The following is a 14,279-nucleotide window of genomic DNA, read 5'->3' as shown; positions in this document are numbered from 1 at the left end:
GACGCTTCAGGCAACCTTCGTCGGCCGCTTCGTCACCTTGGGGACCACACGCGACCACTCCGCAAGACCTTCAATCAGCATCGCCAGTTGCGCCCCCGTTACCGGCATCGTACCCTCGTGAACAGGTGGCCAGGCGAAGCCCCCATTCTCCAGCCACTTCGTCGCTAGAACCATTCCCGAGCCGTCAAAAACCAGTAACTTCAAACGATCCGATCGCTTCGATCGGAAGACATAAACGTCACCGCTGTAGGGCTTGCCGCCCAATCCCTCCGCTACCAGCGCGACAAGGCCATGAACGCCTTTACGAAAGTCAATCGGCTGCGTCGCGACGAACACACGGACCATTGGACCGAAAGAGATCATCGCGTCGATCTCACCGCCGCCAGCACGCGCTCCAGCGTCGCAGTGTCGACGCGGACAGGCACGCGCACCGTCGCGCCCGCGATCATCACCTCGATCCGCTCGGCCGGCCCCGTCAGAACATGCGCCTTATCGATCGCGTTCGGCTGCGCCTCGACGGCGGCGTCGAGCCTGACTTGCACGAACTGCGGCGCTTCGCTCGACGCGAGCCGCGCCTGGCGCCGCCACACACTGAGCAGTCCCCGGTTCACCCCGTTGCGTCGAGCCACCTCGGAAATGCTCGTCTCCGGATCGGCGCTCTCGGCCACGATCCGCGCCTTCTCCGCATCGCTCCAACTGCGCCGTCGCCTTTCCCCTGTGATCACCTCGATCCGTTGATAGGAGGCGGCATCATGCCTGTCTTGATGTCTGTCTTGATGCATGGAACGAGCGTCCCTCGCGTTGTCAAATCCACGCGCGAGTCTCGCTCATCCCGTCCACTTAAACGAGGTGGGGTTGTCGTACCGCTATCACTCGAAACGGGACCGGTTCTGCCGAGCGCCGAAAGCGAGGCCGACGGTTCATCGCCGACGTTGAGGTCGCATCCATAAGAGAGGACTGTACCAGATGCGACCTCGCACGCGTACGATCAGAGCCGAGCGACCAATAAAAAGTGAACAATAGCTACTGTTCGTCATCCAAGCGTGTAGCGGCACATAGCAGAGCACGCGTTGTGGCGTGCATCCCTGCAAGCAGTGACGACCGATCGTCGATCGACTATTGTTCACGGAAGGAGGTGATGCAAATGGACTTGGACGGCAAGATCGCACGGGTCAAGGATCTGATCGAAAAGCGCGAAGAATTGGACGCCGAGCTTAATGAACTATTGGGCGGCACGGCTCGCGAGCGACGCATTCCGAAGTGCTCGATCTGTAACGAGCCAGGACACCGCGCAAGCACGTGTCCTTCAAAGGCAGCCGACGCAACGTAACGACTTCAGGCCCGCTTCGGCGGGCTTCCTTTTGATCTGCTATGATCGCCAATCATCACCGCCAAAATCTAGTGCTGCGGCTGGCCCTGCGTCAGGCGGCTTTTCTACCGTTGCACGCGGCTTCCCGGCATCCCTCAAAACAGCTGCCGGTGCCGCTGGCTCGACCGAATAGCGTTCTCGGGTGCTTTGGCGAACGGCAGCGTGCTCAGCCGGCGTCATGCGCGGCATCGCATTCATGTCGGTCGCCGGCACGCCGACCGATAGCGCGGCATTTGTCATGCCGCGGATGTATGCCGCAAAATGATACGGTGGCTGATTGAGAATGAACTCTGGGGTCGTTCGCATGTCGCGGGCAAGCGCATGAGCAGCCGCGTCACTGATCTTGGAAGCGAATTTGACTGCGGTCGCGCCATACAGTGCGTCGAGGACATGCGGCTGCATTTGCTGCAATCGTTGATGCGCGAGGACTAAGCCGACGTTGAGCTTACGTGCCTGATCAAGAATGACCGGTATCTTGGGATCGCGCTTGATGAAATCCTGGCACTCGTCGATGTAGACGAAACACGGAAGACGCTGCTCTTTGGGAAGAAGCTGACGCTTGTGCGCGGCGAGCAAGATCATTGAGATGAAAAAGCGGCCCACAATTTCGACGCCTTCTTCTTGAAGGAGACTCTGTGGGACATTGATGAGGATAACCTTCCCAGCGCCCATTTCGGTGAAAAAATCGAACTTAGATTTCGGCGCCGCGAACATTCTCGAGAGCGTCCGGATGCGCTTGACAGCGAATAGGCGATCAACGACCTGCTCTTTGGTGCGATCAAACTCCTTGCTGTTGAACTTCAGCTCAAAAAACCGCCTCGCATCCGGATCGAGCTTGGACAGATGCTGCTCGAACTGAGTGAGGCCGCGGGGCTGCATCAGGTCAATGAGAGTATCAATCGTAGCCGACGGGATGGTGAGCAGAAGCTCGATCGTGAAATGAAACAATGTATTCTGGCGGCTGGTCATCTCCGCCGACAGCAACGAGCTAAAGATGTAATCGTACAGCGCTAGCACGGCGTTGCGGAAACCTTCGTGCTCGGCAGGGGAGTAGGACTCCGTCTCTTCAATCCCCACGTCGAAAAGATTGAGAGCGACCGGCCATTCGATGTCTTCGGCATCAATGATGACCAGCTTGCCGTCGAGGCGTTCTCCCGGCGCGAACACCTTTAATCCTTCGATCGCCTTGATGAGGTCGCGGTTACTTTCCATGACGACGATGGACGCCTGCTCCGCGGCTACAAGCTCGAGGTCGCGCAAAATCTGGTATTGAAGGAGCGTCGACTTTCCGGCGCCTGGCGGCGCAACAATCCATTGGTGCTCAAAGCGGGTCTTTGCAGGGATACTAAAGGGCAACAGGCAAAGAAAGAGGTCAACGAAAGGAGTGCATTTCAGATATGTCTCGACTAGCTCGATCGGCGGGAGCTCGGAGTCGGCTGCGTAGATCATCGGCCTTCGATGTTTCTCATCTTCCGGAGAAACCCCCGAGGCCTCGCATAAATTGGCGTACAATCGCTCGTACAATGCCGTAAACAGGCCGGCCTCCACGTGCCCCTGCTTGCAGATCGTGCCGATGATCCTGTCCACGACTTGATGCGGATTGCGCAGCAGACAGATGAGTGGAACCGTGAGCGGCGCAGCATCCGCGCTCTCGGACAATTCAGGCAAGCTGGAAATAAAGCCCCAACCAACATTGCGTAGAGCCGTAATGAGCAGATCGCCTACGCGCTCGTCGTTCGCGAGAAAGTGTTGCTTCGCACGGAGAAAGCGACGCAGGTCCACGTGCTCCTTGATGGACAGCGTCGCGGCGTTCAGGTCCATGTCGGGCCAGGAGAAGATGGTCGTTTCTAGGGCCAGGATCTCTTCTTGGCACCGATCCAACGCCTTCATAACCGTAGTTGGCGCCGGCCGTTCAATAATCTCCCCGACCTGCTCTGCAACGTGCGCATTCACGCGTGCGATCGAATCTTCTTGCGCCCACATTGATCCGCAATGCGCCGTGCGTACTTGGTCATATAGGGAAATAGTGTCCGACAGCTCACGTGCCCGCTCGTCCGTGAAGCGACGTGGAAAAGGAGTAAACACCGACCGGCGTGGATACTCAGAGCTCAACGACTTCCTCCCGTCCATCGAATGTGGCGGCCTCTTCAAGAAAGCCCTTCAAGTTAGTGGCGGCTTCTTTGATGGCCCTTTCAGCTCCAAGTAGTTCGTCCATGCTGTCACATTCAACATGAACGCCCCGAATGAGGCTATCGACAGTAATGCGAAGTGCGAGCGCCGCCATCGTTGCGCTAACTGAGGCGCGGCCCAGGCGATAAAAGGTTTTCCCTAGACCTAAAAGCTGCGTCGTCATACCGCTTGTCAAAGGAGGATGATCCCGCGTGGTTTCAAGATGCTCCTTCGTTGCTTCTCGGTGTCTCTCGCGTGCTTGACTGTCGTAGACAACAAAGCTTCCAAGCCGATATTTTTGGATGAGCGCATGCGCCTCTGCGCTGAGTCCGATGCGTGCATCAAGTACGAAGATAATTTTTCCGGTTAAAGTAGACCGCTGTGAGCGCCGTAACTTGAGCGACATAGATTGCGAAGCTGGCTCGTGACGAAGGTAGGCGTCCGGAGAGCCTTCAGGACTGCCGGGATTCGGAACAGGATTTTCAGCGAACGAAAGCGACTCGATTTCCTTTGACGCCCGCTCGGCCGTAGCGCTTTGCATATCAGTAGCGGAGCTGCTGGATGCTACCGGCTGCGGCATCCACATTTGATAGGCACCCCTCCCGATGAGTATCACTCCAACGATTGCCAGCAACACGAACAGAATGATTTTCGATGGTGCAACGTTCACGATGGGCCAGATACTTTCGCTCCGAGAAGCTGCCGCGTCGCCCACCGTCGAGGCTGTACTAAATATGTTGTCGCTATTTTGCGGAACACGAATGGGAGCTTGCGCGGTCAGAAGCCCACGATCTACAAGCGCAGCTCGCCGCGTGAGCAATCGCGCACGATCATCGTAGGTAAGATGCGAATATAATAATGCCGCGTCACATTTTGCAATGCGAGTGCCAGTGGTTTGATCCGGTCGCTCGATGTCGAAGCAGACTTTCCACTGTTCTAGCAATCTATTGTACTCACTGTCCGATTGAATAGGGATGTTTTGTGCCGTTGGGGGCGCGATTTGTTCAGCAGGGCTCTGGTCGGTGCTCGCCTTAGTTTCAGGGGAAAGGCTGAAGACAAGAACGTCGTCCCGATATGCGATTACGCGGCAACTTGAATTTACGATTGGCGCTTTTCCATACATGGTGACGGCGCGTTGATCGGGTGCGACCGGGCCTGCCGTAATGTAGGGTAGTGCGCCGCACATTTTGGAGAAGACGTACGCCGTTCCCGAATATTTGTCGCCCTCCCTACGCCCGTCAAACAGGAGAGTTCCAGGTTGAACGCCGATTTGTAGGAGATCGGCCGCAGGGATTTGATAGTGAAATTGGCGCCGCGCACCGCTAGCGGAAAGTGAAACTACCGAGCCATTGTGATCCCAACGGGTCGACGTCCCTTGAGCGGACCCGTCAGCGGTCATCGCAACTAGCGCTAAGCAGAAGAGCAAGAACATTCGCATGCGAGCAACCACCCGCAATTCACATTGTCTCCGAAACGCTTAGATGTGCTCCTTACTTTCGGGCACTTGGCGGCGTTGCCGCGGCCGCCCCACTGGCGGAGAGACGAACGGAGTATTGCTGAAATATCACATCTGAAGGTTACACGCCAGTAGCACCGACCCTAAGTCTCGCGCCAGGATTAGCCGGAATGGCGGCCCCGGAGCAGAGATGCCTCGGGCGTGAAGACGGATTGATCAGTGAAGATCGGAAAAATCGCAAAAGCGCGAATCATGAAATCTCAGGAAATCAAAATCGTCTGCAAACGAATTTGCTTTTGCACCTCGAGACTTTTCGACGAGTTCAGAAGATAATCAGGAATATTGAAATCAGATGAGACTCTTCGACTTCTCTGAAAATGCCTCGACGTTGGCTTACTCTAAACACGCCTCCCCATATATCCTGCCTGCATCTCTGAGTATGCTTGTCGGCTAGCTTCCTCTCGATGAAGCATTCGCCTCCACTAAGTGGGGTTCTTGTTGTGGAGGCAGGAGCCGCCTCAGGCGGCTCACATCACTGCCATTGGCATGGAAGTCGCACGGAGATGCCCGATCTACGGCCTGTGCATGACGACTCATGGATGCACATGTCGGCCGTTTACCCCGCCTTGCCCTAAAGGTGGAGCGTAGGGTGGAGTGTGAGGAGGGGCTACTCCTCCAGAGAGCTTTCTCTCTTCGCCTTACAAGCCTCAATATTTGAGGACTCCTCGCCATCGTGCTATGTCAAGAGTGATCGCGAGGGAGGAGATAATGTCGAAACGACGGTGTGATGTATGCAACAAGGACAAGGATATGGCTGGCGGCAAGATATGCGAAAAGGGTCACTTCATTTGCGTTGACCATATCTATAGTTGGATGCCGGCTTCCGGCGAGAGGACCACCTGTCCCATATGTAAAAAAAAGCTGACCTGACATTCTAGAGACTGCGCTTGCAGCGGCTGCTAGCGTGATCGACGAATGGCGACGGATTTGCGTCCGCCGCGTCACGGGGTGGGCTGATCTCACAAGCACGACAGCCCGCAAGCGGTTAATCCGTACTTTGATCAAGGTATTCAAAGTATCTGTCACGCTCTTCTTCAAGACTCGGATGATCCGGCGCGTATTGCAGCCTGAATTCCTCGGCCCTGTCACATATCGTACGAATTCCGGCAGGATAGTCCTTTTTTGGAAGCACCGCCGCGACCGCGTCCCATTGCTCTTTTATCTTATCGATCGATGGATCCTTGGCCTCAAATCTCAGCATGGTGATAAGTTTGTTCTCAGGGACGCCGATTTCTTCTCCTCGCCATACATCCACTCCCATTTGTTTCAATACGCTCTTCGTCTCCTCGTCGAGGATAAAGTGCCCGTCAATCGCCTGTATTTCGAAGTCCTCACCATGAAAACCTGACGACTGCGTCGCGTATCCTTTTCTGTTCATTTCGATTACGGCGGTGCGCACCTGCGGCTCAAGCCATTCCACAAATGCGGCCATATAGAGCTCCTCCTCTGTAGGCTTTGGATTCTCACGAAGACGCGCTTCCTCCTCAACTTTCATGGCTTCGTGAACTCGCGCTCGCAACTCTCTAAAGTTTTGACGAAGTTTCTCCTGGCTTGTTTTTCCGCCGAGCCTTTCAAAAGAAGACATTACGTCTATTCTATCATGGCCGAGGAGGTCCGCTTGTCGCCGTAAGGGTCGGCAGCGGTGAGGTCAGAAACGCCGCCTTGAAAATGCGACATCGAGCTCAGTCCGTTCAGCGCATTTGCTGGTTCTGATCAGTTGCCTATGCGATGCATTTGATGCCGTCGCGCGTCAGAAATACACGCGACTGCTGGGTGATGAAAACGTTGGCTATGCTCCGTAGTGAGGGCAAGTGAACGACTGTGGTTAGGCATGAGGACAGGAAAGAATTTTGTTGCCGACGCTGCGCTCAAGAACGCCTCGTGATCCCGAGACTATGGAGCCGATGAAAGCGTCACCGCGTGGAAGAGCATTGATGGCGTCCGGTCGATCAGCTTCCAGATCTGGCACTTCGGAAGTTGCAAGGGATGGCTAAGTTTTTCTTGGCATCCCTTACGCGCCACGGGGCATTTACAGAGCCAACTTGAACGAACCGACTGAGCGGCATTTCAATAGCAGGTAGCGCCCGTGGGAACCGTCATGGCACCGATATTGACAGGTCGTAATTCTAGGGATGAAAAACCGCGCTTGGGTGGCGCCTCTCCACCTTGAAGTGCCTTAGTGCGCCGAACATGCCTCAGCGAGGCTCTCACTGCACACAGTACAGGAGCTTGTCGTGCCGTCACCCTTAACGAGCTCGCTGGTTTCTACACTTCCGACCCCTGGCTTGCGCGCGGCATCCGTTCACACTGCGCACCGCGCCTTGCGTTGGCGGCGGGGCACAAGCTGGCGATCCACAAGAATGGCTCTGGAAGGAAGGGCTGGCTTTGGAGGGCCAGCCCCGCTCCTACTTTGTTGGAGCGTCGGCAGGTTTGGCTGTTGCGCGAGCTTCAAGCCACTTGATGATCTCGTGCAGCCACCACACGGGCGGGCTGTTTCTGTGGCGGCCGAGTTTGAAAAACCGCGGCGCTTCTCCACTCGAACACATCCTGAACCAATGCGTGCGGCTGTAGGGGATTCCAAGTGCCTTAAGTCCACGCCAGTTGACCACTTCCTTGCCAGTCATCGCTTAGCTCCATTGGGTTGGAGCCGTCGCGACGGCCGTTAAGTCAGCCGACGAGGACAGCTTATCCGAAGCGGCTCGTTAACCGAGCAACTTTTTCACATGACCTTCGAGCTATGCAGCGCCGCTCGCTTCTCAGGTAGGTAACGGTACCTGTCGCATCGAGTAGCAATCGACGCAAAACTCGAGCCTGCGTAGATCTCGCGACGCGAAAAGCGTTATACGAGCCAGGCCGGCCAACCTAATAGGCGCATTCAATTGGGCGATCGATTTCGCGTGCATGGTCGACCCAAGATTTCCGCAATTGGCAGGAACAAACAGGCTGATCCGAAGTGAATTCAGGAGCCTTGTCTTTCTGCCGGAGGCGGTCCGCCACCGGCCTGTGTGTACGACCATGCGTTACGTGGCATACGCTGTCGATCTATGGGGAGCCACGCACGCGACCTACGAGCTAGAGTGCGGCGGCGACGACGAGGCAAGACGTCGATCATTGAAATTCCTCGAAGCGCATCCGGTGGTCGAGCTCTGGAGCGGCCCGCGGCGAATTGCAAGACTAATGGTGGATGGGCCTGGGACGACGGAGCATGGGGCCGCGCCCCTCAAGGACGTGGAGCCCGAAAAATCTCAGGTCGACATGGCGCGTGAGCAGCTCAGCCCGCTCGGTGTTCCTGGCTGGCCGGGCCCAAGGGCGCATAGCCCGCAAGTACAGGAGAACACGCGACGGTTGTTCATAGCTTCCGATATGTTATGTGCGCCGTCGCAAACGGAATGCCCGCACGTCCAGCACTCCCACGCACGATGCAGGCGCGATCGTCGATCGCATAGAACCAATCGTCGAAATTCAGCTTGAAAGATTTACCCCCGATTTGCGGGGAGTCGCGGGTGTACTTCCTGCTTGCTCACCTATTGCATCGCCTTCGAGTCGGTTTTCCAATCCGGTGTACCTACCCTCGTCGCCCTTTCGTATCGTCCAATGCAACGTGTCAGAATGTCCGTCATCAAATGTGTAAGTCTCGGTGAATAGAACGATTTTCGTGTCTGACTCGAATTCACCGTGGGCCGCGATTGTCGCGCGCTTCAGCAACCCGCCCACCAGACTTTCTACCACCGCCAACCTTCGATCCATCCCAGAAAAAATTGCTCGGGAAGAAATATCGGCCTTGTCCCTTTGAAATCGTCGATTGCCATTGGCGGACCCGCTCCGGAATGCTCCCGAAAACTAATCCACCTGTTACCAATCGGTTCCGATCGGCACTGCACTGGACGACAGGCCTCGCGTTCTGAAGCAACGCGGCCGTGCGACAATTACGCCGAAGAACTCCTTAGGCCCTGGATCAATGGGAGCCTACGAACATTCCTCGCTCTGCGGCGTCATATAAGCAGCCGGAGCAGCTGAACACGTCGTGCGTGTGTACTTCAAACGATAGTTCAGGTCGACCTCATACTTCAAACTGCTTCCTTGCGGGATATTCAAATCCCCCGGATTCGTACAGCGACCTATTCACTCTCCGCAGGCCCATCCAGGTCAGCGGGTTCGGCAAACTCGATATTGGCAAGGTCGTTTCTCATCGCGGTAGAGAAGGCTGCGAAGTCTGCTGTGATTGTAAGGTGAAAACGAAGGCCTCGCTGCTCGTTGACGGGCTTCACACGGTCCGGCTCGGAAAGCCGTTCCTGCCAATATGCCAAGTCTCCCTCAAATCGGCCGGCTTGCCAAACGTAGGCATACTTTCTTCTACAGCTGAGGTAAAAGCGGCGTTGACCAGCCACTCGGTAGATGATCTCACGGTTCCGCAATCTTCCTTCCTGATGCTTCGCCACTTCTGCTCGGACATATTCTTTCAGAGCAGTGTTTTCGACGCCCTCCAGCGCGGTTTCCCAATCGCTCCAAGCGGTAGCGGTGCGACCGGGCTTTGCCTCGGAGCCCCGAGTAAGGGTCGCGATTTCGATGGGAGGAGATAAATGCAGGTACAGGTTAGGTAGTCGCTACCGTTCTCCTCCCGCGAGAGTTGAATTCGATAGCACCGGATATCCACCGCGAAGCTCTCGTGGAGCCATTCCGCGCCCATTAGGAGCGCAGGATCAAAATCTTCTGCAATCAGCAGTATGCGCTGTGCCTGATTTACCGACGAGACATCTGATCCGACATGCTCCTCTATTTCCGATCGCCCATCCTCTTTGGATTGACCATAGTTCGCGGCCAATGTTTCGATGAAGCGATCGGGCGACCACCGGGAGATCATGCCCGCATAGCTCACTGCCTGAAGGAGTTGTAGCTTATGCGTTCCACGCTTTAGCTCGATAACAACCGCGCTGCCATCTTCATCAATGGCCAAAATGTCAATTCGATCCTGTACCGTGTCAGATGGCCGAACCTCCTGTCCAATGATCCATAAACTTTCTCCGATTTCCTCGCAGAATGAATCCGGCGCGACACAGATCATCGCTTGCAGTTCGCGTTCCCAATGGTCGGCTTCCGCGAGAACGGATCTTTTCAATCGAATAAGCTTCTTTCCACCCTTATCAATGCGCAGCACGGTCACCCCCACGATCGCGAAAACCGAACTTAGAGTACACAATCACTGTCGACAATCGCTCAAAGTCAGTGAAGCCTGCGATCACGTTGGACGCGGCCGCAGCTATCGGCCGAAACGCGACGACTATACATGGCCGAGAGATTGAGGTGTGGGGTCGCGAAGGGAAAAGTGGGTTCGAGAGCGGCCGCCGCGGTCTGACGGCATCGCCGATAGCCGGCCCCATTCGAGCGCGCCAGTCGCGGGCAAGTTGAGCTGTCTTACGTCATGAGATCGGATCGAACCGCGCTACAACAAGCGTGCCACCAACAAACTTGCCTTCTACAGCTTGAATTCATCCGGCCATACCTCGACGCGCCAATGAGACTACGCCCTAGGCAGCTATTATTTTTTTCATGTGAGCTTCGAGCTTTTGCAGCGCAGCGCGCTTCTCCGGTAGGTAATCGTACCTGTCGTAAATCTCGTCGAGGTCGGTTTTGCCCCCGCCTGTCACGTGGTTGAGCATGATCTCTGCGATCTCACGTGTTGTTCCGAGGCGCGCGAGCATGGATCGGAAGGTTCGCCGAAGATCGCGCACTTGCCATCCGGTCACACCTGATCGCTTGTCGATCTCTTTTTTCAGCTTTCCCCACGAGCCATCGTTGAAGTGTGTACCCTTGATGTGACCGGGGAAGTAATAGTCGGTATTCTTGTCTCGCCAATTGTCGCCGATCTTTTCTTGCCGATCGAGGATCGCACGCGCCATCGGCAGGATCGGGATTGCGTGCGCGCGCCCGTTCTTGGTGAACTCTCCAGGGATGGTGACCACGCGCCCTTCACGCCAGGCTCGTTGTAGCCGTCCTATTTCGCCGTTCCGACATCCCCACAAGATGATGAGCCGGATCATATCGCCGAAGAAGCCGTCGCACGCGTGCCACACCTTCTTGAGCTCGGCGTCGCTCAGGATGCGACTTCGTTTCTTGTCATTGCCCGGAGCCGGATAGCCTTCGAGCGGGCTGCGCTTGATGTAGCGGTGGGGAGGTTTCGTGCACCACCGGAGCATCGTCCGAAGCGCGCGGAATGCGTGAAGCTGTTCACTGGGCACGTCGGAAAGCTTCCCGAGTTCACGCTCGATCGATGCATCGTCAAGCTCATCGAGCGTGCATCGCAATTCCAACCGGTTGAGGAGGCGAAGCGTTTCGGACTTGGTGCGCTCGCTTTTGCCTTTGTAGTTCTCCTCGACGAAGACGAGCTTCGCTTGGTCGAACTCGATGCTGATTTCCTTCTGCCCGACCGGAGTGCCGAGGGCGACGAACGCGCGGCGGCGCGCTTCCGCGAGCTTGAGATCTGGATAATGACCCAGCCGAATTTTGGTGCGATTTGGCTCCTTGAGGACGATCCAGGTCTTTCGACGCTTGCCTACGCGCAAGCCAAAAGCTGGCGTCTTCCGGTCCATATACAGACCGGGCTTCAGTGATTGAACCGAGAGATCTGTGAGTCCAAGAATTGGCACGATTTGGCACGCCTTTCACGCGGATTGAGGCGGATAACCATGCCGTACTATACGACGGTCGAGTCGCGTAAACTACTGTAAAATAAGGGGTTTGCGGGCACCATGTGTAACGGTGGAGAGGCTTCAAAAAAGATTGGGAAGCTGCCGTTCTACCATTGAACTACGCCCGCGATCGCAATTGCTTGAGGTCGCCCCTCACGGGTGCGACCGCCAGACCATAGCCCGGGCCGAGGCAGAGGATCAAGCGTGCATTGACACCGATCATAGCAGCGCCACCTGCTACCAGCCCATCCTCACGAGCACGTCATTGATCACAAAGGGCGCAGCGGCGGATGCGTCGCAGCTTCCGCCGCGTGCATAGATGCAGGCATCGCTGAAGCCGACGCGGGCACAGCTTTGCCGCGAAAAATCCGCCGGCAGATCGCCTGCGGCTTCGGGCCGCGCAAGGATGCGGTTGAAGGCCGGCTTGGTCGCCCGCAGCAGCAGCGGCGGCAGGACCATCTCGGCGAGCGGATCGGCGGGCTGCAGCGCATAGAGCGGCACCGGGCCGACCAATCGTTCGCGCCCCGGCAACTGCTGGAAACGAACGTCGTAAAGCGCAAGGCCGCACATCTGCGGATCGCTGCGCAGCTCGGCCGCGAGCCGCGCAGCGCCGACGCCGCGCGTCCAGTACTCGCGCATCTCTTCGCTGGTGCCGGCCAGCGCCATTGACAACAGCGCCCAGCCACTGAGGACGATCGGCAATGCCCAGCGGCGCCACGCAACCTTCGTGCGCAGCCATTGCACCCAATCGGCCGATCCCAGCGCCGCGACGATGGTGAACAGCACCACCGACAGGAAGATGAAGCGGTATTCCTTGTGCGCGATCAGGCTGTGGAAGACGAGGTTGACCAGCGCCACGGTCGCGAGCAGCGGTGCGTGCCGCCAGCCGCGCCAGATCGCAGCAAGAGGGAGCAGGATCGCCACCGACCACACGGTCATGAAGTCGATCAGATAGGCCGACGGCGGCGACACGCCGAATTCGATGGCGCGGTCGTGGACAAGGTTTTCCCTGATATTGGCGATCAGCCAGGCGAACGGCACGCTGCCATGCGCCAGGTCGATCGCGGCGGCGAGCAGCAACGCAACCAGCCCGCCGGCGACCAGCGGAACCAGGTTTCGCCAGCGCGTCCAGCACGCCCCGAGCGCGAGCACGGCAATGGCCGGCGCAAACTGGAAGCGGCAGACAAAGGCGAAGGCGAGCAAGGCGCCGCCGATCGCGAGACGCCGCGGTGAGGGACCATCGGTGATGAGCAGCGCCGCCGGCACGATCAGCGCTGTCGCCAGCGGCTCGCCCAATGTGTGTGGCGCGAGCATGATCAATTCGAACCAGACCGCGGCCGCGAAGGCCGTGACGACGGCATGGGTGCGCGAGATCCGCGAGCCGAGGAACCAGGCGCTGACCACGATCGACAGCGACGCGCATGCGGCGATCAGACGCGGCACCAGGAACGCACCTGCGCCGGCAGGCGCAATCGCATCACCAAGGGCAACCGGCCCGGCCATCAATGTCGGCAGCAACCAGCCGCGAATGCCGTCGCGCCATTCCCACGTCAAAATGCCGTCATGGCCGAGCATCCGCCACGCCGGCTCGAGATACTGATAGGTCTCGTCGGGATAGATCACGTTGGGCCAGACGGCGGCCGCAAGGCGCAAGACCAACGCCAGCAGCAGCAACGCGAAGAGCGGATGAACACGCCCGCTCGCGCGCCCGACCATGCCTGCGCTGCCGGGCGCGGCTTCGGCGCTCGTGCCCGTCATCGTTCCGTCGATCGTCTTTTGGAGCAGCATGCCGGCGACCAGATAGCGGGCAAAGCCTTTAAGATGCGTGACCGGAGGATGCGTGACCGGACGTTGGCAAGGTCACACAGCATCGGCCGCGACATGCTTAACCAATCGTCAAGATTCCGGATGCACCGCACCGCGACGATGTTATGCTCGCATGTGGGGGCGTGATGGCGGGGCGTGGGTACACCATTTTCGACACGGCAATCGGCCGATGCGGCATCGCATGGGGCGAAGCCGGCGTCGCCGGGGTCCAACTTCCCGAGCTCCGCGAAATCGAGACCCGCAAACGGCTGTTCCAGCACTACGCCGACGCACGCGAGACGCGGCCCTCCGAGGAGATCGAGGTCGCGATCGAGGGCATTGCAGCGATCCTGCGCGGCGACGATGCCGATCTCGCGGGCGTTGCGCTCGACATGAGCGGCATCCCGGCCTTCAACCAGCGCGTCTACCAGGCGGTGCGCAATATTCCCCGCGGCGAGACCCGGACCTATGACGAGGTGGCGAGCGCCCTGCACGCGTCCGGCGCGGCCTATTCGGTGGCTCAGGCGCTCGGCCGCAATCCCTTCATGATTATCGTGCCCTGCCACCGCGTGCTCGAGGCGGGCCACTATGCCGACCGGATTTCGTCGAACGGCGGCAGCGTCTCCAAGCGGCGGCTGCTCTCGATCGAAGGCGCCCAGCCGACCATCAGCAAGACCCTGTTTGACGTGCTGCTGCCCGTTGCGCGGCCCCGACCGCAAGCCTAAATCTGGGG

At 57.9% G+C, this 14,279-nt stretch carries 12 protein-coding genes; 2 read left to right on the top strand and 10 right to left on the bottom strand.

Features of this window, described 5'->3' with window-relative positions; translation table 11 throughout:
* Positions 1–6 precede the first annotated feature (6 nt).
* Together tnpB and ACVIGA_RS25045 are read right to left on the bottom strand one after the other, a co-directional pair.
* The gene (tnpB, locus tag ACVIGA_RS25050) at positions 7–363 is read right to left on the bottom strand and encodes an IS66 family insertion sequence element accessory protein TnpB (RefSeq protein WP_176528770.1); all 357 of its coding nucleotides are present in this window, start codon (positions 361–363) and stop codon (positions 7–9) included.
* Entirely contained in the window at positions 360–668 is a 309-nt protein-coding gene (locus ACVIGA_RS25045) for a transposase (protein ID WP_420840936.1), read from the bottom strand. Before ACVIGA_RS25045 ends, tnpB begins: the two co-directional genes overlap by 4 nt.
* A gap of 476 nt (positions 669–1,144) precedes the next feature.
* Between ACVIGA_RS25045 and ACVIGA_RS25040 the strand changes: the two genes are divergently transcribed.
* Entirely contained in the window at positions 1,145–1,330 is a 186-nt protein-coding gene (locus ACVIGA_RS25040) for a hypothetical protein (protein ID WP_456668381.1), read from the top strand.
* Positions 1,331–1,369: 39 nt separating this feature from the next.
* Here ACVIGA_RS25040 and ACVIGA_RS25035 read toward each other — a convergent pair whose 3' ends face one another.
* From ACVIGA_RS25035 to ACVIGA_RS25000, 8 genes are all read right to left on the bottom strand, one after another.
* Complete coding sequence (locus tag ACVIGA_RS25035) at positions 1,370–3,481, bottom strand: ATP-binding protein (RefSeq protein ID WP_456668380.1); 2,112 nt, start codon at positions 3,479–3,481, stop codon at positions 1,370–1,372.
* On the bottom strand, positions 3,471–4,937 hold the full coding sequence (locus ACVIGA_RS25030) for a hypothetical protein (protein WP_456668379.1): 1,467 nt from the start codon (positions 4,935–4,937) through the stop codon (positions 3,471–3,473). Before ACVIGA_RS25030 ends, ACVIGA_RS25035 begins: the two co-directional genes overlap by 11 nt.
* Before the next feature lie 1,102 nt (positions 4,938–6,039).
* Positions 6,040–6,639, bottom strand: a complete 600-nt coding sequence (locus ACVIGA_RS25025) for a hypothetical protein (protein ID WP_456668378.1) — start codon at positions 6,637–6,639, stop codon at positions 6,040–6,042.
* A gap of 820 nt (positions 6,640–7,459) precedes the next feature.
* Positions 7,460–7,678: a helix-turn-helix transcriptional regulator gene (locus ACVIGA_RS25020; protein WP_456668377.1), complete on the bottom strand. Its 219-nt coding sequence runs from the start codon at positions 7,676–7,678 to the stop codon at positions 7,460–7,462.
* Positions 7,679–8,516: 838 nt separating this feature from the next.
* Positions 8,517–8,801, bottom strand: coding sequence for a DUF3833 family protein (locus ACVIGA_RS25015; protein WP_456668376.1), 285 nt, complete (start codon positions 8,799–8,801; stop codon positions 8,517–8,519).
* A 712-nt stretch (positions 8,802–9,513) separates the two neighbouring features.
* Complete coding sequence (locus ACVIGA_RS25010) at positions 9,514–10,215, bottom strand: hypothetical protein (RefSeq protein ID WP_456668375.1); 702 nt, start codon at positions 10,213–10,215, stop codon at positions 9,514–9,516.
* 364 nt (positions 10,216–10,579) lie between these two features.
* Entirely contained in the window at positions 10,580–11,698 is a 1,119-nt protein-coding gene (locus ACVIGA_RS25005; RefSeq protein ID WP_456668374.1) for an integrase arm-type DNA-binding domain-containing protein, read from the bottom strand.
* 279 nt (positions 11,699–11,977) lie between these two features.
* Positions 11,978–13,528, bottom strand: a complete 1,551-nt coding sequence (locus ACVIGA_RS25000) for a 4-amino-4-deoxy-L-arabinose transferase (RefSeq protein ID WP_456668373.1) — start codon at positions 13,526–13,528, stop codon at positions 11,978–11,980.
* 164 nt (positions 13,529–13,692) lie between these two features.
* Here ACVIGA_RS25000 and ACVIGA_RS24995 point away from each other — a divergent pair, with 164 nt between their 5' ends.
* A complete protein-coding gene (locus tag ACVIGA_RS24995; protein WP_456668372.1) occupies positions 13,693–14,271 on the top strand; it encodes a methylated-DNA--[protein]-cysteine S-methyltransferase in 579 nt (192 codons plus the stop codon).
* The last annotated feature ends 8 nt before the right edge of the window (positions 14,272–14,279 follow it).

The organism is Bradyrhizobium sp. USDA 3240, assembly GCF_054063295.1.
This window is presented reverse-complemented; position numbering and strand designations above follow the sequence as displayed.

Bases quoted from the DNA above. Each gene is read 5' to 3' on its own strand.
- tnpB (WP_176528770.1), bottom strand. From the start codon at position 363: ATGATCTCTTTCGGTCCAATGGTCCGTGTGTTCGTCGCGACGCAGCCG.
- ACVIGA_RS25040 (WP_456668381.1), top strand. From the start codon at position 1,145: ATGGACTTGGACGGCAAGATCGCACGGGTCAAGGATCTGATCGAAAAG.
- ACVIGA_RS25030 (WP_456668379.1), bottom strand. From the start codon at position 4,937: ATGACCGCTGACGGGTCCGCTCAAGGGACGTCGACCCGTTGGGATCAC.
- ACVIGA_RS25025 (WP_456668378.1), bottom strand. From the start codon at position 6,639: ATGTCTTCTTTTGAAAGGCTCGGCGGAAAAACAAGCCAGGAGAAACTT.
- ACVIGA_RS25020 (WP_456668377.1), bottom strand. From the start codon at position 7,678: ATGACTGGCAAGGAAGTGGTCAACTGGCGTGGACTTAAGGCACTTGGA.
- ACVIGA_RS25015 (WP_456668376.1), bottom strand. From the start codon at position 8,801: ATGGATCGAAGGTTGGCGGTGGTAGAAAGTCTGGTGGGCGGGTTGCTG.
- ACVIGA_RS25000 (WP_456668373.1), bottom strand. From the start codon at position 13,528: ATGCTGCTCCAAAAGACGATCGACGGAACGATGACGGGCACGAGCGCC.
- ACVIGA_RS24995 (WP_456668372.1), top strand. From the start codon at position 13,693: ATGGCGGGGCGTGGGTACACCATTTTCGACACGGCAATCGGCCGATGC.